Raw genomic sequence first — 17,820 nt, 5'->3', positions numbered from 1 at the left:
CTTTAAGGAATTATCATTCATGGGTAAAACGAAGCTCGCCGTCCTGTTGGCGACCGGCTTGATGACGTCGTGCGTCGGCGCGCAGAATTCGGTCGAAGCCAATATCAAGAAGGCGATCGAGCCGCGGCTGGGCGGCGCCAAGATCGAATCGATCAAGGAAACGCCGTATGCCGGCCTGTACGAACTGCGCGTCGCCGGCGACATCCTGTACACGGACAAGAAGGGCGAATACCTGATCATCGGCCACGTCTACGATGCCAAGTCGACGCGCGACCTGACGCGCGAGCGCATCGACGACATCAACAAGATCAAGTTTTCCGACCTGCCGCTGGGCGACGCCATCAAGCAGGTCAAGGGCGACGGCAAGCGTGTGATCGCCGTGTTCGAGGACCCGAACTGCGGCTACTGCAAGCGCCTGCGCCAGACGACGCTGAAGAACATGGACAACGTGACGATCTACACGTTCATGTACAACATCCTGGCGCCGGATTCGTTCGACAAGTCGAAGAACGTGTGGTGCGCACCGGACCGCGCCAAGGCCTGGGACGACTGGATGATCAACGGCAAGCCGGCGCCCGTCGCGCCCGCGAGCTGCGCGGCGCCGAACGACAAGGTGCTGGCGCTTGGCCAGAAGCTGCATATCACGGGCACGCCGGCGATCTTCTTCTCGGACGGCAGCCGGATCCCGGGTGCCGTCGACCAGAAGACGCTCGAGGCCAAGCTGGCTTCCCTCAAACAGTAATCCAAGCCCGGCATCGCCGGGCTTTTTTCACCGCAACGACGCGAAGATCCCGTGGGCGGAGGCCGCCCACCAGGCAGATAGCAACAACAAACCAGAACAGGGAGAAGTCATGATCACTTTGAACATCAACGGGCACGACGTCCAGGTCGACGCCGATCCCTCCACGCCGATCCTGTGGACGCTGCGCGACAACCTCGATATGACCGGCACCAAGTTCGGCTGCGGCGCCGCGCTGTGCGGCGCGTGCACCGTGCACCTGGACGGGCAGGCGATCCGTTCCTGCGTCACGCCGATTTCGGCGGCCGTCGGCCACAAGGTCACGACGATCGAAGCGATGGAAACCGACAAGGTCGGCAAGGCCGTGCAGGACGCCTGGGTCAAGCACGACGTCCCGCAATGCGGTTATTGCCAGAGCGGCCAGGTGATGAGCGCCACGGCCCTCCTGCGCGTGAATAAAAAGCCGACGGACATCGACATCGACAACGCCATGAGCGGCAACATCTGCCGCTGCGGCACCTATCAACGCATCCGCGCGGCCATCAAGGATGCCGCCAAGATCCTGGCGTAAGGAGACCCGCATGCGATTCGACCTGATGAAGACTGTGGCGGCCAAGGCCGGCCGCCTTGCCCCGGCCTCCCGCCGCGGCTTCCTGAAAGCCGGCGCCGCCGCGACCGGTGGCCTCGTGCTGGGCTTCGTGCTGCCGGCCGGCGGGCGCATCGCCCGTGCGGCCGATGCCGCCAAGCCGACCGTCTACGCCCCGAACGCCTTCCTGCGCGTGGCGCCGGACAATACGGTGACCGTGATCGTCAACCGCCTGGAGTTCGGCCAGGGCGTGCACACCGGCCTGCCGATGGTGATCGCGGACGAGCTGGATGCCGACTGGAGCCAGATGCGCGCCGAACTGGCGCCCGCCGGCGACGTGTACAAGGATCCGGTATTCGGCATCCAGATCACGGGCGGTTCGGGCACCATCGCCCACTCGTTCACGCAGTACCGCGAAGTCGGCGCCCGCGCCCGCGCGATGCTGATTGGCGCCGCCGCCCGGCAGTGGAAGGTGAGTCCCGCGCAATGCCGCACCGCGAAGGGTGTGGTGTATGGCCCGGCGGGCCAGAAGGCCACCTACGGCGCGCTGGCCGACGCGGCGATGGCGCTGCCCGTGCCGGAAACGATCGTGCTGAAAGACCAGAAGACGTTCCGCTACATCGGCAAGCCGATGCCGCGCCTGGACGCCCGCGCCAAGTCGACGGGCCGCCAGAAGTTCGGCCTCGACGTCAAGCCGGCCGGCACCAAGGTCGCCGTCGTCGCGCATCCGCCCGTGTTCGGCGCGAAGGTCGCGAAGTTCGACGCCGCCAGGGCCAGGGCGCTGCGCGGCGTGATCGCCGTGCTGGAAGTGCCGGTCGACCGCGGCGGCAGCGGTGTGGCCGTCGTCGCCGACGGCTACTGGCCGGCCAAGCAGGCGCGCGACCTGCTCGCCATCGAGTGGGACACGAGCGCCGTCGAAAAAGTCGACAGCGCCAGGCAGCTGGCGCAATTCGCCGAGCTGTCCAAGACGCCGGGCGCCGTCGCGCGCAAGGCCGATACGTCGAAGCTGGCCGGCGCCGCCAGGAAGATCTCGGCCGTCTACGAATTCCCCTATCTGGCGCACGCGCCGATGGAACCGATCAACTGCACGGTCGACCTCCGCGACGACGCCTGCACCTTGTGGGTCGGGTCGCAGTTCCAGGGCATCGACCAGGCCGCGGCCGCGGCGGTGGCCGGCCTCAAGCCCGAACAGGTGACGCTCAACACGATGATGGCGGGCGGCGGCTTCGGCCGGCGCGCCACGCCGACGTCCGACTTCGTCGTCGAAGCCGTCCACGTCGCCAAGGCGTATAAGGCCGCGGGCCATGCCGGTCCGGTGAAGCTGATCTGGAGCCGCGAGGACGACATCCGCGGCGGCTACTATCGTCCGTCGCACGTGCACCGCGCCGACATCGGCCTCGATGCCGACGGCAACATCGTCGCGTGGAACCACACGATCGTCGGCCAGTCGATCATCACCGGCACCACGTTCGAACCGTTCATGGTCAAGAACGGCGTCGACAGCACGATGGTCGAAGGCATGGGCGAACCGTACGACGTGCCGCTGAACCTGACGGCGCACGCGGCCAAGGCCAACGTGCCCGTGCTGTGGTGGCGCTCCGTGGGGTCCACGCACACGGCGTTCGTGATGGAGACGCTGATCGACGAAGCCGCGCACGCGGCGGGCCAGGACCCGGTCGCGTACCGCAAGAAGCTGATCGACGCGAAGCACGTGCGCCATCACGCGGCGCTGGACCTCGCCGTGGCGCAGTCCGGCTACGGCAAGAAGACGCTGCCGAAAGGGCGCGCGTACGGCGTGGCGCTGCACGAATCGTTCAACACCGTCGTCGCCTATGTCGTCGAAGCATCCGTCGTCGACGGCAGCCCCAAGGTGCACAAGGTCACGGCCGCCGTGCACTGCAACCTGCCGGTCAACCCGATGTCGATCGAGGCGCAGATCCAGGGCGCGGCGCTGATGGGCCTCGGCACGACGTTGCCGGGCGCGCGCATCACGCTCAAGGACGGCGTCGTCGAGCAGCAGAACTTCAACGACTACACGGTGGCGCGCATGAACGACATGCCGCACATCGACGTCCACATCGTCCCGTCGCAGGATGCGCCGACGGGCATCGGCGAACCGGGCCTGCCGCCGCTGGCGCCGGCGCTGGCCAATGCCGTCTTCACGCTGACCGGCAAGCGCCTGCGCAAGCTGCCGTTCGACCTGGCGACGGCGTGACCGTGTCCCCGGCCGCGCCGGCCGGCATTCTGCTGGCGGCCGGCCGGGGGCGCCGCTTCGATCCCGAAGGACGGCGCAACAAGCTGCTGCAGCCGCTGGCGGGCTTCGATTCGGTCGTCGTGGCCAGCGCGCGCAAGCTGCTGGCCGCCGTGCCTCGCGTCGTCGCCGTCGTGGCGCCGGATGACGGCGGCGTGGCCGAGCGACTGGCCGCACTGGGCTGCGACGTGACCGTGTGTCCGGACGCCGACAGCGGCATGGCGGCGTCGCTCACGCACGCCATCCGCCATTCGGTCGGCATGGCGCCCAGGCCGCAGGCATGGCTGGTGGCGCTGGGCGACATGCCGTACGTCGAGGTGGCCACGCTGCGGTCGCTGGCCGACGCGCTGGCGGCCGGCGCGGACATCGCGGCACCCGTCATGGATGGCCGGCGCGGCAATCCGGTCGGTTTCGGCGCCGTTCACCTGGATGCGCTGCTGGCCCTGCGCGGCGACGAGGGCGCGCGCCGCCTCCTGCAAACCGGCCCGGTGACGGCGGTGCCGGTGCATGATCCCGGCATCTTCCGCGACATCGACAGGCCCGCCGATCTGACCGGATCGTAGCTCAACCGTGTGAACACGCGATGTTGTGAACACCGGTTGTGTGAACATGCTCTTTCTTGAAAAATCCGATTACACTACGGCGCATCGGAGAGAGATTGTTCACGCCATATGAAAAAAGCACCCCAGAAGCAGCCGCCGGCCATCCAGTACACGATCGTCCCCAAGGACCTGGCCGGGCACCTGTTCAACGTCACTGTCACCGTGGCCGAACCGAGCCCGGAAGGGCAGGTGTTCGCGCTGCCGGCCTGGATCCCGGGCAGCTACATGATCCGCGAATTCGCCCGCAACATCGTGCGCATCCGCGCCGAAGCCGGCGGCGCGGCGGTCCGGCTCGCGAAGCTGGACAAGCATTCGTGGCAGGCCGCGCCCGTCAGCGGGCCTCTGACGGTGCATTACGAAGTCTATGCGTGGGACCTGTCGGTGCGCGCCGCCCACCTCGACCAGACCCACGGCTTCTTCAACGGCACGAGCGTGTTCCTGCGCGTCGTCGGGCAGGAGGCGCGGCCGCACCTGGTCGACATCCAGCGCCCGGGCGATGCGGGCACGCGCAGCTGGCGCGTCGCCACGTCGCTGCCGGAAGCGGGCGCCAAGCGCTACGGCTTCGGCACGTATGCCGCCGCCGACTACGATGAACTGATCGACCACCCGGTCGAGATGGGCGACTTCGCGCTGGGCGGCTTCACCGCGCACGGCATCCGCCACGACATCGTGATCACGGGCCGCGTGCCGAACCTCGACATGGCGCGCCTGGAAAAAGACCTGAAAGCCATCTGCGAGACGCAGATCGCATTCTTCGAGCCGAAGACGAAAAAGGCGCCGATGGACCGTTACGTGTTCCTGACGATGGTCGTGGGCGACGGCTACGGCGGCCTGGAACACCGCGCGTCGACGGCGCTGCTCTGCGCGCGCACCGACCTGCCGACGACGGCGGCGCCCAGGACGGCGGAGCCGAACGAGGGCTACATCAAGTTCCTGGGCCTGTGCAGCCATGAGTACTTCCACACCTGGAATGTCAAGCGCATCAAGCCGGCCGTGTTCGCGCCGTACGATCTGCAGGTCGAGAACTACACGCCCCTGCTGTGGCTGTTCGAGGGCTTCACGAGCTATTACGACGACCTGATGCTCGTGCGCAGCGGCATCATCAGCGAGGCGACGTATTTCAAGCTGCTCGGCAAAACGGTCGCCAGCGTCCTGCGCGGCACGGGCCGCACGAAGCAGAGCATCGCGGAGTCCAGCTTCGACGCCTGGAGCAAGTACTACCGCCAGGACGAGAACGCGCCGAACGCCATCATCAGCTACTACACGAAGGGATCGCTCGTCGGCCTCGCGCTCGACCTGACGATCCGCGCCAAGACGGGCGGCGCGAAGTCGCTGGACGACATCATGCTGGCCCTGTGGGACCGCTACGGCCGCGATTTCTACAAAGGCGGCGCGCGGGGTGTGACGGAACAGGACGTGGAAAGCCTGTTCGACGAAGTGAGCGGCGTGCGCCTGAAAACGATCTTCGACCGCTACATCCGCGGCACGGACGACATCCCGCTGGCCAAGCTGTATGCCCCGTTCGGCGTGAAGGTGACGGAAGAGCGCAAGAACGCCAAGCCGTCGCTGGACGCCGGCATCGGCCGCGACGCCGCCGGCGTCAAGCTGACCCAGGTGCACGAGGGCGGCGCCGCGCACCAGGCGGGCCTGTCGGCGGGCGACGTCGTGATTGCCGTGGATGGCCTGCGCGTGAACGCCAACCCGCCCAACCTCGACCAGCTGTTCGCGCGCTACCGCGTGGACGACACGGTGACCGTGCACGCCTTCCGCCGCGACGAGTTGATGACGTTCGACGTCACCTTGCAGGGCGACCGCGTGCCCTGCGTCCAGGTCACCGTGGCGCCCGGCACGCGCAAGGGGCCCGTGGTCAAGCGGCCGAGCGCGAGCTGAGCGGGCGTTCGCTTCGCCTGCGTTCCGGGTGGGCATTTGCGGCCGGGGGCGTCAAATGAAACGTGCCCACGCGGACCCTTGTAATGAAGCGCACCATCGCGCGGTCGCGTCACTCCCCCGCCTGCGGCTCCGCGAGGCTGCGCAACTGATATCGCTCGCTGTCCGCGAACAAAAACGTTTCCGAAAAGGTGAGCCTGCCCGTCGCCTGCGCCAGCTGGCGCGGGGCCGGCAGCGGCGCGCTGCGTCGCACCGAGGCCAGCGCGATCCGGGAGGCATCCGGATTGCGCGAGCGCTGCACGGCCACGTCGGCCAACTGGCCGTCGCGGTCGACCGTGATCTCGAGCACGACGATGGCCGGCAGCATCGGCGGCAGCGTGCCCGCGTAGACGTGCTCGGGATTGCGCTCGACCACGTGGCGCGCGACCCGGGCCTTGTAATCGTCCAGGCCCGCGGGCGCGGGCGCCGTCGGCGTTGCGGGTGTGAAGGGGTGGAGGATGCGCGTGGCGGCGTGCTCGACGGACGCGGTGACCGTCCGGACACCCGAGCAACCACTCAAACCGGCCAACATCGGGATGACGATCGGGATGACAACCAGACCCGTACGGATGATCGTCTTCATGCCGGAACCCTCCAATTAAACGCCGTGTTCGCATCCTGGTCGGCTGGCCCTGCGCTCGCCGCGACCTTCCGGAGATTCCGTCAGTCGAACAGGCGGCGCAGTTCCGTGCCGGGATCGGGCGCGCGCATGAACGCTTCGCCCACGAGGAAGGCATGCACGTCGGCGTCGCGCATGCGCTTGACGTCGGCCGGCGCCAGGATCGCGGACTCGGTGACCACGAGGCGCTCCGCCGGGATGCGCGGCAGCAGGCCGATGGTCGTGTCGAGCGTGACCTCGAAGGTGCGCAGGTTGCGGTTGTTGATGCCCAGGAGGCGCGTCTTGAGCTTCAGGGCCGCATCCAGTTCGTCGCCGTCATGGACTTCGACCAGCACATCCATGCCGAGTTCCCGGGCACACGCTTCCAGGTCGGCCATCAGGCCATGATCCAGCGCGGCGACGATCAAGAGGATCGCGTCCGCGCCCATCGCCCGCGCTTCGTAGACCTGGTACGGGTCGACGATGAAATCCTTGCGGATCACGGGCAGGTCGCACGCCGCGCGCGCCTGCTTCAGGTACTCGGGCGAGCCCTGGAAGAATTGTACGTCGGTCAGCACGGACAGGCACGATGCGCCGCCCGCGGCATAGCTTTGGGCGATTTCGGCCGGGCGGAAGTCGGCGCGGATCACGCCCTTCGACGGCGACGCCTTTTTCACTTCGGCGATCACGCCGGCACGGCCGGCCTCGATGCTGCGGCGCAGGTTCGCTTCGAAGCCGCGCAGGTCGGCGCGCAGGGCGGCATCGCTTTCGACGTCGCGGCGCAGGCTGTTGAAATCACGGTATTGTTTTGCGCTGGCGATCTCGCTCGCCTTGACGTCGAGGATCTTGTTCAGGATATCGGACATGGTGGACCTTCAGTGTTGTTTCGCCAGCGCCAGCTTGACGCCGAGCCAGACGAACAGGCCGCCCGTGGCGCGGTTGAGCCATTGCGTGACGGCGGGATGCAGTTTGATGCGCGCCCTGGCCTGCGCGGTGAACAGCGCCAGCGCATGGCACCACAACATGCCGTTGATGTTGAAGACGGCGCCGAGGATGAGGAAGGCGAGCGCCTTGTGCGGCGCGTGCGCATCGATGAATTGCGGGACGAAGGCGAGGAAGAACAGCGCCACCTTCGGATTCAGCACGTTCGTCAGGATGCCTTGCGCGTAGATGCGGCGCAGGGGCAGCGGCGCGATGGTCAGCGGCGCCGCGACGCCGGCGCCGCGCTCATTTCCTCGCTTAATGAGCAGCATGCCGACAGCGAGGTACAGGATGTACGCGGCGCCCAGCAGCTTGACGACGGTGAACGCGGCGGCGGACGTCGCGAGGATCGCCGACAGGCCCAGGGCAGCGCCGACGATGTGCACGAACGTGCCCGTGCCGATGCCCAGGGCCGCCGCGCTGCCGGCGCGCCAGCCCTGCGTCGCGCTGCGCGTCATGATCAGCAGCGAATCCGGGCCCGGCATGATGTTCAGCAGCAGGCCGCTCGCGACGAACAGCCTCAGATCATGGATACCTGACAGCGGGATGCCGAACATCTCAGTTCACCGCGCCCAGCTGGCGCGTGACGCCCACGAACTGGTCGAGCTTCGCGAGCGCCGCGCCCGACGCGATCGCGGTGCGCGCGCGCTGCAGGCCGTCCTCGATGGACGCCGCCACGCCGGCCGCGTACAGCGCGGTGCCGGCGTTGAGCAGCACGATGTCGTGCGCCGGACCCGGTTCGCCGCGCAGCGCTTCCATGATCTTGCCCTTCGATTCGGCCGCGTCCGCGACCTTCAGGTTGCGGCTGGCGATCATCGCGAGTCCGAAGTCTTCCGGATGGATCTCGTATTCGCGGATCTCGCCGTTCACGAGTTCACCGACCATCGTGCCGGCGCCCAGCGAGACTTCGTCCATGTTGTCGCGGCCCCAGACGACGAGCGCGTGCTGGGCGCCGAGGCGTTGCAGCACGCGCACCTGGATGCCGACGAGGTCCGGGTGGAAGACGCCCATCAGGATGTTCGGCGCGCCGGCCGGATTCGTCAGCGGCCCGAGGATGTTGAAGATGCTGCGCACGCCCATCTCGCGCCGGACCGCCGCCACGTTCTTCATGGCCGCGTGGTGGTTCGGCGCGAACATGAAGCCGATGCCGGTCTGCGCGATCGACTGGGCGATCTGCTCGGGTGTCAGGTCGATGTGGGCGCCCAGCGATTCGATCACGTCGGCGCTGCCGGACGACGACGACACGCTGCGTCCGCCGTGCTTGGCGACGCGCGCGCCGGCGGCGGCGGCGACGAACATCGACGCGGTCGAGATGTTGAAAGTGTGCGCGCCATCGCCGCCGGTGCCGACGATGTCGACGAGGTGCGTCGTGTCGGCCATCGGGACCTTGGTGGAGAATTCGCGCATCACCTGGGCGGCGGCGGTGATCTCGCCGATGGTTTCCTTCTTCACGCGCAGGCCCATGGTCAGCGCGGCGACCATCGTCGGCGAGATGTCGCCGGACATGATTCTGCGGAAGAGATGCAGCATCTCGTCGTGGAAGATTTCGCGGTGTTCGATGCAGCGGAGGAGGGCTTCTTGAGGGGTGATCATGGCAGGTCCAGTTCTTGGAAATCGGTTGTCGCCACGCGGCCGTCGCACGTCGCCCCCGCGCAGGCGGGGGCCCAATTACTGTGCGGCGTGCACATAAACTTGGATTCCCGCCTCCGCGGGAACGACGTTGGCAAGCGTTCGGTTGCGTTCAGCGCTCGAGGAAGTTCTTCAGCATCGCATGCCCGTGCTCCGACAGGATCGACTCGGGGTGGAACTGCACGCCCTCGATGTCGAATTCCTTGTGGCGCACGCCCATGATCTCGCCGTCGTCCGTCCACGCCGTCACTTCCAGGCACGCAGGCAGCGACGCGCGCTCGATCGCCAGCGAGTGGTAGCGGATCACGGTGAAGGGGCTCGGCAGGCCCTTGAACACGCCTTCGCCGATGTGCGCGATCTTCGACGTCTTGCCGTGCATGACCTGCTTGGCGCGGATGATCTTGCCGCCGAACGCTTCGCCGATCGCCTGGTGGCCCAGGCACACGCCGAGGATCGGCTTCTTCCCTTTGAATTCACGCAGCACGTCCACCGACACGCCGGCATCCTTCGGCGACTTCGGGCCCGGCGAGATGCAGATGCGGTCCGGGTTCAGGTCCGCGATCTGCTCGAGGGTGATCTCGTCGTTGCGCACGGTGTGCACATCCTCGCCCAGCTCGCCGAAGTACTGCACGATGTTGTAGGTGAACGAGTCGTAGTTGTCGATCATGAGCAGCATGTCAGATCTCCCCATCCAGTCCGTCTTGCACTTGCTCGGCCGCGCGCAGCACGGCGCGCGCCTTGTGTTCCGTTTCCAGCCATTCCATCTCGGGGATGGAATCGGCCACGATGCCCGCCGACGCCTGCACGTACAGGTTGCCGTCCTTGATGACGCCCGTGCGGATGGCGATCGCCACGTCCATCTCGCCGCCGAACGACAGATAACCGCAGGCGCCGCCGTAGATGCCGCGCATTACGGGTTCGAGTTCGTCGATGACTTCCATCGCACGCACTTTCGGCGCGCCGGTCAAGGTGCCGGCCGGGAAGGTGGCGCGCAATACGTCCAGGTTGGACATGCCGTCCTTCAAAGTGCCTTCCACGTTGGAGACGATGTGCTGCACGTGCGAGTACTTCTCGATCACCATCTGGTCCGTGACCTTCACGCTGCCCGTCTTGGCGATGCGGCCGATGTCGTTGCGGGCCAGGTCGATCAGCATCACGTGCTCCGCCACTTCCTTCGGATCGTGCAGCAGTTCGTGCGCCAGTTCGGCGTCGCGCTCCGGCGTCGAACCGCGCGGGCGGGTGCCGGCGATCGGGCGCAACGTGACCTTGCGGCCGACGGCGGCGTCCTTTTCGTTGCGCACCAGGATCTCGGGCGAGGAGCCCACGATCTGCATGTCGCCGAAGTTGTAGTAGTACATGTACGGCGACGGATTCAGCGAGCGCAGCGAGCGGTATAGCGACAGCGGCGAATCCACGTACGGCTTGCGGATGCGCTGGCCGATCTGCACCTGCATCAGGTCGCCCGCCATCACGTATTCCTTCGCGACGGCGACCGCCTTCAGGTAGTCTTCCTTGCTGAAGTCGCGCACGGCCTCGGTGCGGACGGAGCTCGACGTCACCGGCGCGTCCACGCTCCGGCGCAGCATCATGCGCAAGTCCTTCAGGCGCTGGCGGCTCTTGTTATAGGCTTCGGGCTGGGACGGGTCGGCATACACGATCAGGTACAGCTTGCCCGACAGGTTGTCGATCACCGCCAGTTCTTCCGTCACCATCAGTTGGATTTCCGGCAGGTCGAGTTCATCGCGCGGCGCCGTATGGGCCAGCTTCTTCTCGATGTGGCGCACGGTGTCGTAGCCGAAGTAGCCGGCCAGGCCGCCGCAGAAGCGCGGCAGGCCCGGGCGCAGCGCGACCTTGAAGCGCGCCTGGTACTGTTCGATGAAGTCGAGCGGATTGCCTTCGTGCGTCTCGATGACTTCCCCGTTCTTCTCGACCGTCGTGACGTTGCCGCGCGTGCGCAGCAAGGTCTTGGCCGGCAGGCCGATGAAGGAGTAGCGGCCGAAGCGTTCGCCGCCGACCACGGACTCGAGCAGGAACGTGTTCTTGCCGGCGTCCTGGCTCTGGGCCAGCTTCAGGTACAGCGTAAGCGGGGTTTCGAGATCGGCAAATGCTTCCGCGATCAGGGGAATACGGTGATAGCCTTGCGTGGCGAGCGATTTGAATTCGAGTTCGGTCATGCTTTTCTCCGGGCCGCCCGCAGGAAGGGGAACGGGCGGCGATTTCTTCAAAAAACCTGCCGGTATCAATGTGCACGAGGCGTGCACCGGCAGCAATCAGCTTGGGTCAGTTGGACCAGGATTGCCAGCGTCGCCACAGCCAGGCCTCATGGGCACCGGTTGGGTTGACGATGTGTTTTTTGGCGAAAAACATGGAGTCGATGGTTTAGGAGTTGGCTTTGTTATGAGCGCTGATCAGTTCAGCGGCTTCAAGTAGCGAACCAACTATACCATCGGAATTAATACTTTGCACAGGTTTTCCGTGGTTGTAGCCATACGGGACCGACAGCACGAAGCAACCGGCCGCGCGTGCGGCTTCCGCGTCGTTGCTGGAGTCGCCGATCGCGACGACGCGCGCCGGCGCCAGGTCGAACTCGCGGCACACCTGCAGCAGCGGCATCGGGTCGGGCTTCTGGCGCGGGAACGAATCGCCGCCGTAGACCAGGTCGAAGAACGAGGTGAGTCCCTTCTTCGCCAGCAGCGGCTGGGTGAGCGCGACCGGCTTGTTCGTCACGCAGGCGAGGCGCAGGCCCAGGTCCTTCAGCGCCTGCAGGCCTTCGATCACGTGCGGATACAGCACCGCGCGTTCGCCGACGATCGCCTGGTAGTGGCGGTGGTAGGCGTCCAGCGCGGCGTCGGCGACGGCGTCGATGCGCGCCGCGTCGAAGTCGAGGGCCAGTACGTCGCGGATCAGCTTTTTCGATCCCTTGCCGACCATCGGTTCGATGATCTGCTGGGTGATCGGCGCCAGGCCGTATTCCGCGCGCATGCCGTTCAGCGCGAGCTCGAAATCCGGCACGGTGTGCAGCATCGTGCCGTCCAGGTCGATGATGGCGGCCCGGATCGTATCGGCGCCGTGCTTCATCAGGCGGCCTTCTTGGCGACGGTGGCCAGCTCGGCGCGCATGGCGTCGATGACCGCCTTGTAGTCCGGCTTGCCGAAGATGGCGGAACCGGCCACGAACGTGTCGGCACCGGCTGCCGCGGCGGCGGCGATGTTGTCGGCCTTGATGCCGCCGTCGACCTCCAGCAGGATGTCGCGGCCGGATTCGTCGATCATGCGGCGCGCGAGCGCGATCTTCTTGAGCGCTTCCGGGATGAACGACTGGCCGCCGAAGCCCGGGTTCACGGACATGATCAGGATCATGTCGATCTTGTCCATCACGTGGTCCAGGTGGTGCAGCGGCGTGCCCGGGTTGAACACGAGGCCGGCCTTGCAGCCGTTGTCGCGGATGAGTTGCAGGGTGCGGTCGATGTGCTCCGACGCTTCCGGGTGGAACGTGATGATATTCGCGCCGGCCTTGGCGAAATCGGGGATGATGCGGTCGACCGGCTTGACCATCAGGTGGACGTCGATCGGCACCTGCACGTGCGGACGGATGGCCTGGCACACCAGCGGACCGATGGTCAGATTGGGAACATAATGGTTGTCCATCACGTCGAAGTGGATGATGTCGGCGCCGGCGGCGACGACGTTACGCACTTCCTCGCCCAGGCGGGCGAAGTCTGCGGACAGGATGCTGGGAGCGATGCGGTAGGTGGTCATGATTGGGCTATTGCCGGGGTTGCTTTGGACAAAGCCAGCATTGTACGCCGACGCCGTGCTTTCGGTCGGCGCGTGTATCATGTCGACCACGCTCATGTTGGCCACGCGTCTTTTGCAAATACAACAAGGAACACCCATGCCCGTCTACGATTTCGCGATCACCGTCAGGACCCAATACCTGCCGGAACAATCCCAGCCGGACCGGACGCAGCATGTGTTCACCTACACCATCACGATCAAGAACACGGGCACCGTCGCGGCCCAGCTGATCTCGCGCCACTGGGTGATCACCGACGCCAACAACCAGGTGCAGGAAGTCCGCGGCCTGGGCGTCGTCGGCCACCAGCCGCTGCTGCAGCCGGGCGAACAGTTCGAATACACCAGCGGCACCCAGATGGCGACGCCGCAGGGTTCGATGGTCGGCGAGTATTTCTTCGTGGCCGAGGACGGGCACCGCTTCGAGATCAAGATTCCCGAGTTCGTGCTGTCGCTGCCGCGCGCCCTGCATTAATCCCTTGAGCTGATCAAGCGTCGGGCGTATCGTTTTTCCTGGCCGGCGGCGGTTGCTCCGGCTTGCGTCCGGAGAACATCGTCCACCACACGATGAACACCAGCAGGAACAAGGCCGCGCCGGCTTCCAACATCAGTATCCACATCACGCATTCCAGTATGTTTTCAACACGCCGCAGTGTACCCGCTTTATTGACCCTCGTCGCCTTGCTGGCCGCCTGCACGACGACGCCGCCGCAACCGCCGGCGCAGCCGCAGCCGCAGCCACAGCCGCAGCCGCAGCCGCAGCCGCAGCCGCCGATCAAGCTGCCGCCGCCGGTCGGACCCGTGACCGTGCCGCCGGCGCCGCCGGCGCCCCTGTTCACGCCCGTGACGTTCGATGCGCTGCCGGGCTGGCAGCAGGACGACCTGCGCCAGGCCTGGCCCGCGTTCCAGGCATCGTGCCGCGCGTTGGCGTCGAAGGCGGACTGGCAGACGCCGTGCGCCGCCGGCAAGCTGGTCGACGCGGACGATGGCGCGGCCATCCGCCAGTATTTCGAGACGTATTTCGTGCCGAACCTCGTGCGTGCGCCCGACGGCGCCGACGCCGGCCTGATCACGGGTTACTACGAACCGATGCTGCACGGCGCGCGCCGGCGCGGCGGCGCATACCAGACGCCCCTCTATAAGGTGCCGGACGACCTGATCACGGTGAACCTGGCCAGCGTCTATCCGAGCCTGAAAGGCATGCGGCTGCGCGGGCGCCTCGTCGGCAAGACCGTCGTCCCGTACGGCACGCGCGCCGAGATCGAGCGCGCGCGCATCCCCGGCAAGGCGCTGGTGTGGGTCGACGATCCCGTCGAGGCGTTCTTCCTCGAGGTGCAGGGCTCGGGCCGCGTGCAGCTGGACGACGGCGAGACGGTGCGCGTCGCCTACGCCGACCAGAACGGCCATCCGTACAAGGCGATCGGCCGCTGGCTGATCGAACAACGCGAACTGGCGCCGGGCGAAGCGACGGCGCAGGGCATCAAGGCGTGGATCGCAGCGCATCCGGAACGCCGCCAGGAACTCCTCGACGTCAATCCGAGCTATGTCTTCTTCCGCGAAGAGCGCCTGCCCGACCCGAGCGTCGGTCCGAAGGGCGCGCTGGGCGTGCCGCTGACGCCCGCGCGCTCGGTCGCCGTCGACCCGTCCTTCCTGCCGCTGGGCGCACCGCTGTTCCTTGCGACGACGGAACCGGGAGACGACGTACCGATGCAGCGCCTCGTGATGGCGCAGGACACGGGCGGCGCCATCAAGGGTGCCGTGCGCGCCGACTTCTTCTTCGGCTTCGGTGCCCAGGCCGCCGATGACGCGGGCCGCATGAAGCAGCGGGGCCAGATCTGGGCGCTGCTGCCGCGGCCGGCCGCGGTGGCGGCCCGCTGATCACTGCCGTATCCTGTGCAGGCGGGTGCCGAACAAGGTGGTGAGGGTCAGCAGCAGGGCGCCCGCCGCCACGACGCTCAAGCCGCCGCGCACGCCGAGCCGTTCCGCCAGCGCGCCCGCGCCGGCCGCGCCGATGGGGGCCGTGGCCACCGTCATGAAACGCATCGTCGACGTCATCCGGCCCAGCAGCGGATCCGGCGTGACGCGCTGGCGTAGCGCGAGGTAGGGCAGGAAGAACAAGGTGCCGCCGCAATCGAGGCAGAACACGACGGCGGCGTAGGCGGCCGCCGTGGCGCCGCGGGTGCCCAGCAGGTCGCGCGGGATCGTCGGCATCAGCATGAAGCCGAGGCAGGAAATGCACAGGCCCGTCGCGATGGTACCGCCGGAGCCGACGCGCCGCGTCAGGGGTTTCAACAGCAGGGAACTCACCAGGACGCCGGCGCCGCCCAGCATCTGCGAGGTGCCCATCAGGCCGGGCGACATCCCCAGCACGCGCGTGGCGAACAGCACGTACAGCGCCGTGTAGCCATAGAACAGCAGGTGCCAGCTGGCCGACGTCCAGGCCAGCAGGCGTAGCACGGGCTGGCTCCAGACGAACCGCAAGCCCTCCGCCATGTCGCGCAGCACGTGCGATCGCGCTGGATGCGGTTGCGGCTCGCGCGTGCGGACCTGGCGCAGGTTCCACAGCGAGACCGAGAAGCCCGCCACATTGCACAGGATCGCCACCGGTGCGCCCAGCGCTTGCACGAGCAGGCCGGCGATGCCGGGGCCGAGGAGGCGCGACGCGGATTCCGTCGCCCCCAGCTTCGATTGCGCGTCGATCAGGCCCTCGCGGCCGACGAGGAAGGTCAGGAAGATCTGCTCCGCGCTGCCGCCCACGACGAATCCCGTCCCCAGCATGAACTGCACGGCATACAGCCAGTGGACGCTGAGCCACCCATGCCACCACGCGAACGGCACGCTGGCGAGGCTCAGCGCGACCATCGCATCGCTGGCCAGCATGACGGGCAGGCGCCGGCTGCGGTCGAGCAGCACGCCGGTCGGCAGCGAGAACAGCAGGAAGGGCAGCGAGCCGAAGGCGGCGAGGGTCCCCATCTGCCCGGGCGTCGCATGCAGCAGCAGGGCCGCGCAGATCGGGAGGGCCAACAGGGTGATCTGGGCGCCGAAATTGGTCAGGGCGCTGCTGAACCAGAAACGGCGAAAGTCGACGTTGCGCAGCTGCCGGTCGGCGGCGAGGCTGCGGAGGAGGGCGATGGGGGACACGTGTGGCGAGATCGACGATGGGTTCGGGTATCGATGATAGCAAAGCCATGATTGCCGTATACGTCACATCCGTCGTTCAGGCGCTACAATCCGGGTTCATCTTATTAAGGGGTGTCCCATGGAATATTCTGACCTGCTGATCGAACACCACGGCAAAGTGGTCGTGATCCGCCTGAACCGTCCGAAGGCGCTGAACGCCCTCAACGACAACATGATGAACGAACTGGGCGACGCGTTATCGAAATTCGACGCCGACCCTGCCATCAACGTCATCGTCCTGACCGGCAGCGACAAGGTGTTCGCCGCGGGCGCCGACATCGCCGCGATGGCCAATTACACGTATGCCGATACCTATCCCGGCAATTACATCGGCCGTAACTGGGAGCACATCCTGGACGTGCGCAAGCCGGTGATCGGCGTCGTTGCAGGCTATGCGCTGGGCGGCGGCTGCGAACTGGCGATGATGTGCGATTTCCTGATCGCCGCCGACACCGCCAAATTCGGCCAGCCGGAAATCAAGGTCGGCGTGACCCCGGGCGCCGGCGGCACGCAACGCCTGCCGCGCGCGATCGGCAAATCGAAGGCGATGGACATGCTGCTGACGGCGCGCATGATCGACGCGGCGGAAGCGGAGCGCACGGGCCTCGTGTCGCGCGTCGTGCCGGCCGACCTCGTGATGACGGTGGCGCTGGAAGTGGCGGAGACGATCGCCGCGATGCCGGTCTCGGTGGCGATGCAGATCAAGGATTCCGTCAACCGTGCGTTCGAAACGACGCTGACCGAGGGCGTGCGCTATGAGCGCCGCTTCTTCCATGCCGGTTTCGGTACGCCGGCACAGAAGGAGGGGATGGGCGCGTTCCTCGAGAAGCGCAAGCCCGATTTCGAGGGCATGTAACAGATCGCGTTCGTCCGGGCGGGCGGCAGCCGGTCCGGCGGCGCACGTTTCTTTCGATGTCCCTTGCATACCCCCGCTTCGGTTTGCTATAGTACGCCTCCTGTTTTGCAGCGCATGAAACGAGTCGGAAACGACGGTGCGACAAAACAGACGAGGGGTTGACGAGTTAAGCGAAGCACGGCATAATCTCACTTCTCTGCTGCTGACGAACAAAACGATTCGCAAATGCAGCAAGACAGTACCGAATACCAAGTTCTTTAACAATCAACAGTCGATAAGTGTGGGCGTTTGATGAAGTGCCAGCATCCTTCGGGGTGCTGAATGCTTAAATTATCAAATGTTCACACAAAAGAAATACGTTGCTCAGCAATGAGTAACGGTCAGTATTTTGAGTGAGCGATCTGCTGCGAAAGCAGCAAAAACAGAGATTAAACTGAAGAGTTTGATCCTGGCTCAGATTGAACGCTGGCGGCATGCTTTACACATGCAAGTCGAACGGCAGCGCGGGGCAACCTGGCGGCGAGTGGCGAACGGGTGAGTAATATATCGGAACGTACCCAAGAGTGGGGGATAACGTAGCGAAAGTTACGCTAATACCGCATACGATCCAAGGATGAAAGTGGGGGACCTTCGGGCCTCATGCTCCTGGAGCGGCCGATATCTGATTAGCTAGTTGGT

At 66.2% G+C, this 17,820-nt stretch carries 18 protein-coding genes and 1 rRNA gene; 9 read left to right on the top strand and 10 right to left on the bottom strand.

The genetic code is table 11. The features are described from left to right. Positions 1-19: 19 nt before the first annotated feature. From U9J41_RS23180 to U9J41_RS23160, 5 genes are all read left to right on the top strand, one after another. The gene (locus U9J41_RS23180; RefSeq protein WP_322404512.1) at positions 20-742 is read left to right on the top strand and encodes a DsbC family protein; all 723 of its coding nucleotides are present in this window, start codon (positions 20-22) and stop codon (positions 740-742) included. Positions 743-851: 109 nt separating this feature from the next. Then, positions 852-1,310, top strand: a complete 459-nt coding sequence (locus U9J41_RS23175) for a (2Fe-2S)-binding protein (RefSeq protein WP_322404511.1) — start codon at positions 852-854, stop codon at positions 1,308-1,310. Between the two features lie 10 nt (positions 1,311-1,320). Beyond that, positions 1,321-3,540, top strand: coding sequence for a xanthine dehydrogenase family protein molybdopterin-binding subunit (locus tag U9J41_RS23170; RefSeq protein ID WP_322404510.1), 2,220 nt, complete (start codon positions 1,321-1,323; stop codon positions 3,538-3,540). Then, on the top strand, positions 3,537-4,139 hold the full coding sequence (locus U9J41_RS23165) for a nucleotidyltransferase family protein (protein ID WP_322404509.1): 603 nt from the start codon (positions 3,537-3,539) through the stop codon (positions 4,137-4,139). The genes U9J41_RS23170 and U9J41_RS23165 overlap by 4 nt, the downstream gene beginning before the upstream one ends. A gap of 108 nt (positions 4,140-4,247) precedes the next feature. Further along, positions 4,248-6,068, top strand: a complete 1,821-nt coding sequence (locus tag U9J41_RS23160; protein ID WP_322404508.1) for a M61 family metallopeptidase — start codon at positions 4,248-4,250, stop codon at positions 6,066-6,068. A gap of 109 nt (positions 6,069-6,177) precedes the next feature. Here U9J41_RS23160 and U9J41_RS23155 read toward each other — a convergent pair whose 3' ends face one another. From U9J41_RS23155 to rpe, 8 genes are all read right to left on the bottom strand, one after another. Beyond that, positions 6,178-6,687 (bottom strand): TonB C-terminal domain-containing protein, encoded by a 510-nt coding sequence (locus U9J41_RS23155; RefSeq protein WP_322404507.1) that lies wholly within the window; start codon positions 6,685-6,687, stop codon positions 6,178-6,180. Between the two features lie 80 nt (positions 6,688-6,767). Next, positions 6,768-7,568 carry an indole-3-glycerol phosphate synthase TrpC gene (trpC, locus tag U9J41_RS23150; RefSeq protein ID WP_322404506.1) on the bottom strand — a complete coding sequence of 267 codons (801 nt, stop codon included), beginning with the start codon at positions 7,566-7,568 and terminating at the stop codon, positions 6,768-6,770. A gap of 9 nt (positions 7,569-7,577) precedes the next feature. Then, positions 7,578-8,240, bottom strand: a complete 663-nt coding sequence (locus U9J41_RS23145; RefSeq protein WP_322404505.1) for a LysE family translocator — start codon at positions 8,238-8,240, stop codon at positions 7,578-7,580. Between the two features lies 1 nt (position 8,241). Then, complete coding sequence (gene trpD, locus U9J41_RS23140) at positions 8,242-9,276, bottom strand: anthranilate phosphoribosyltransferase (protein ID WP_322404504.1); 1,035 nt, start codon at positions 9,274-9,276, stop codon at positions 8,242-8,244. A gap of 148 nt (positions 9,277-9,424) precedes the next feature. Beyond that, positions 9,425-9,988, bottom strand: coding sequence for an anthranilate synthase component II (locus tag U9J41_RS23135; protein WP_322404503.1), 564 nt, complete (start codon positions 9,986-9,988; stop codon positions 9,425-9,427). 1 nt (position 9,989) lies between these two features. Next, a complete protein-coding gene (gene trpE, locus U9J41_RS23130; protein WP_322404502.1) occupies positions 9,990-11,486 on the bottom strand; it encodes an anthranilate synthase component I in 1,497 nt (498 codons plus the stop codon). A gap of 205 nt (positions 11,487-11,691) precedes the next feature. Continuing rightward, positions 11,692-12,390, bottom strand: a complete 699-nt coding sequence (locus U9J41_RS23125) for a phosphoglycolate phosphatase (RefSeq protein WP_322404501.1) — start codon at positions 12,388-12,390, stop codon at positions 11,692-11,694. Continuing rightward, entirely contained in the window at positions 12,390-13,070 is a 681-nt protein-coding gene (rpe, locus tag U9J41_RS23120) for a ribulose-phosphate 3-epimerase (protein WP_322404500.1), read from the bottom strand. The genes U9J41_RS23125 and rpe overlap by 1 nt, the downstream gene beginning before the upstream one ends. A 136-nt stretch (positions 13,071-13,206) precedes the next feature. On the opposite strand from rpe, the gene apaG reads away from it, so the two are divergent. Further along, the gene (gene apaG, locus U9J41_RS23115; RefSeq protein WP_322404499.1) at positions 13,207-13,581 is read left to right on the top strand and encodes a Co2+/Mg2+ efflux protein ApaG; all 375 of its coding nucleotides are present in this window, start codon (positions 13,207-13,209) and stop codon (positions 13,579-13,581) included. Between the two features lie 13 nt (positions 13,582-13,594). Here apaG and U9J41_RS23110 read toward each other — a convergent pair whose 3' ends face one another. Beyond that, positions 13,595-13,726 carry a hypothetical protein gene (locus U9J41_RS23110; protein ID WP_322404498.1) on the bottom strand — a complete coding sequence of 44 codons (132 nt, stop codon included), beginning with the start codon at positions 13,724-13,726 and terminating at the stop codon, positions 13,595-13,597. A 13-nt stretch (positions 13,727-13,739) separates the two neighbouring features. Here U9J41_RS23110 and mltA point away from each other — a divergent pair, with 13 nt between their 5' ends. Further along, positions 13,740-14,984 (top strand): murein transglycosylase A, encoded by a 1,245-nt coding sequence (mltA, locus tag U9J41_RS23105; RefSeq protein WP_322404497.1) that lies wholly within the window; start codon positions 13,740-13,742, stop codon positions 14,982-14,984. On the opposite strand, the gene U9J41_RS23100 is transcribed toward mltA, so the two are convergent. Beyond that, positions 14,985-16,247 (bottom strand): MFS transporter, encoded by a 1,263-nt coding sequence (locus U9J41_RS23100; protein WP_322404496.1) that lies wholly within the window; start codon positions 16,245-16,247, stop codon positions 14,985-14,987. Positions 16,248-16,365: 118 nt separating this feature from the next. Between U9J41_RS23100 and U9J41_RS23095 the strand changes: the two genes are divergently transcribed. Continuing rightward, positions 16,366-17,142, top strand: a complete 777-nt coding sequence (locus U9J41_RS23095; RefSeq protein WP_322404495.1) for an enoyl-CoA hydratase — start codon at positions 16,366-16,368, stop codon at positions 17,140-17,142. Positions 17,143-17,572: 430 nt separating this feature from the next. Then, positions 17,573-17,820: ribosomal RNA gene (locus U9J41_RS23090) — 16S ribosomal RNA — on the top strand; the annotation flags it as partial.

This window comes from Massilia luteola (assembly GCF_034420155.1).
GTDB classification, from domain to species: Bacteria; Pseudomonadota; Gammaproteobacteria; order Burkholderiales; family Burkholderiaceae_D; genus Telluria; species Telluria luteola.
This window is presented reverse-complemented; position numbering and strand designations above follow the sequence as displayed.

Bases quoted from the DNA above. Each gene is read 5' to 3' on its own strand.
- U9J41_RS23180 (WP_322404512.1), top strand. From the start codon at position 20: ATGGGTAAAACGAAGCTCGCCGTCCTGTTGGCGACCGGCTTGATGACG.
- U9J41_RS23175 (WP_322404511.1), top strand. From the start codon at position 852: ATGATCACTTTGAACATCAACGGGCACGACGTCCAGGTCGACGCCGAT.
- U9J41_RS23170 (WP_322404510.1), top strand. From the start codon at position 1,321: ATGCGATTCGACCTGATGAAGACTGTGGCGGCCAAGGCCGGCCGCCTT.
- U9J41_RS23160 (WP_322404508.1), top strand. From the start codon at position 4,248: ATGAAAAAAGCACCCCAGAAGCAGCCGCCGGCCATCCAGTACACGATC.
- U9J41_RS23155 (WP_322404507.1), bottom strand. From the start codon at position 6,687: ATGAAGACGATCATCCGTACGGGTCTGGTTGTCATCCCGATCGTCATC.
- trpC (WP_322404506.1), bottom strand. From the start codon at position 7,568: ATGTCCGATATCCTGAACAAGATCCTCGACGTCAAGGCGAGCGAGATC.
- U9J41_RS23145 (WP_322404505.1), bottom strand. From the start codon at position 8,240: ATGTTCGGCATCCCGCTGTCAGGTATCCATGATCTGAGGCTGTTCGTC.
- trpD (WP_322404504.1), bottom strand. From the start codon at position 9,276: ATGATCACCCCTCAAGAAGCCCTCCTCCGCTGCATCGAACACCGCGAA.
- U9J41_RS23135 (WP_322404503.1), bottom strand. From the start codon at position 9,988: ATGCTGCTCATGATCGACAACTACGACTCGTTCACCTACAACATCGTG.
- trpE (WP_322404502.1), bottom strand. From the start codon at position 11,486: ATGACCGAACTCGAATTCAAATCGCTCGCCACGCAAGGCTATCACCGT.
- U9J41_RS23125 (WP_322404501.1), bottom strand. From the start codon at position 12,390: ATGAAGCACGGCGCCGATACGATCCGGGCCGCCATCATCGACCTGGAC.
- rpe (WP_322404500.1), bottom strand. From the start codon at position 13,070: ATGACCACCTACCGCATCGCTCCCAGCATCCTGTCCGCAGACTTCGCC.
- apaG (WP_322404499.1), top strand. From the start codon at position 13,207: ATGCCCGTCTACGATTTCGCGATCACCGTCAGGACCCAATACCTGCCG.
- U9J41_RS23110 (WP_322404498.1), bottom strand. From the start codon at position 13,726: ATGTGGATACTGATGTTGGAAGCCGGCGCGGCCTTGTTCCTGCTGGTG.
- mltA (WP_322404497.1), top strand. From the start codon at position 13,740: ATGTTTTCAACACGCCGCAGTGTACCCGCTTTATTGACCCTCGTCGCC.
- U9J41_RS23095 (WP_322404495.1), top strand. From the start codon at position 16,366: ATGGAATATTCTGACCTGCTGATCGAACACCACGGCAAAGTGGTCGTG.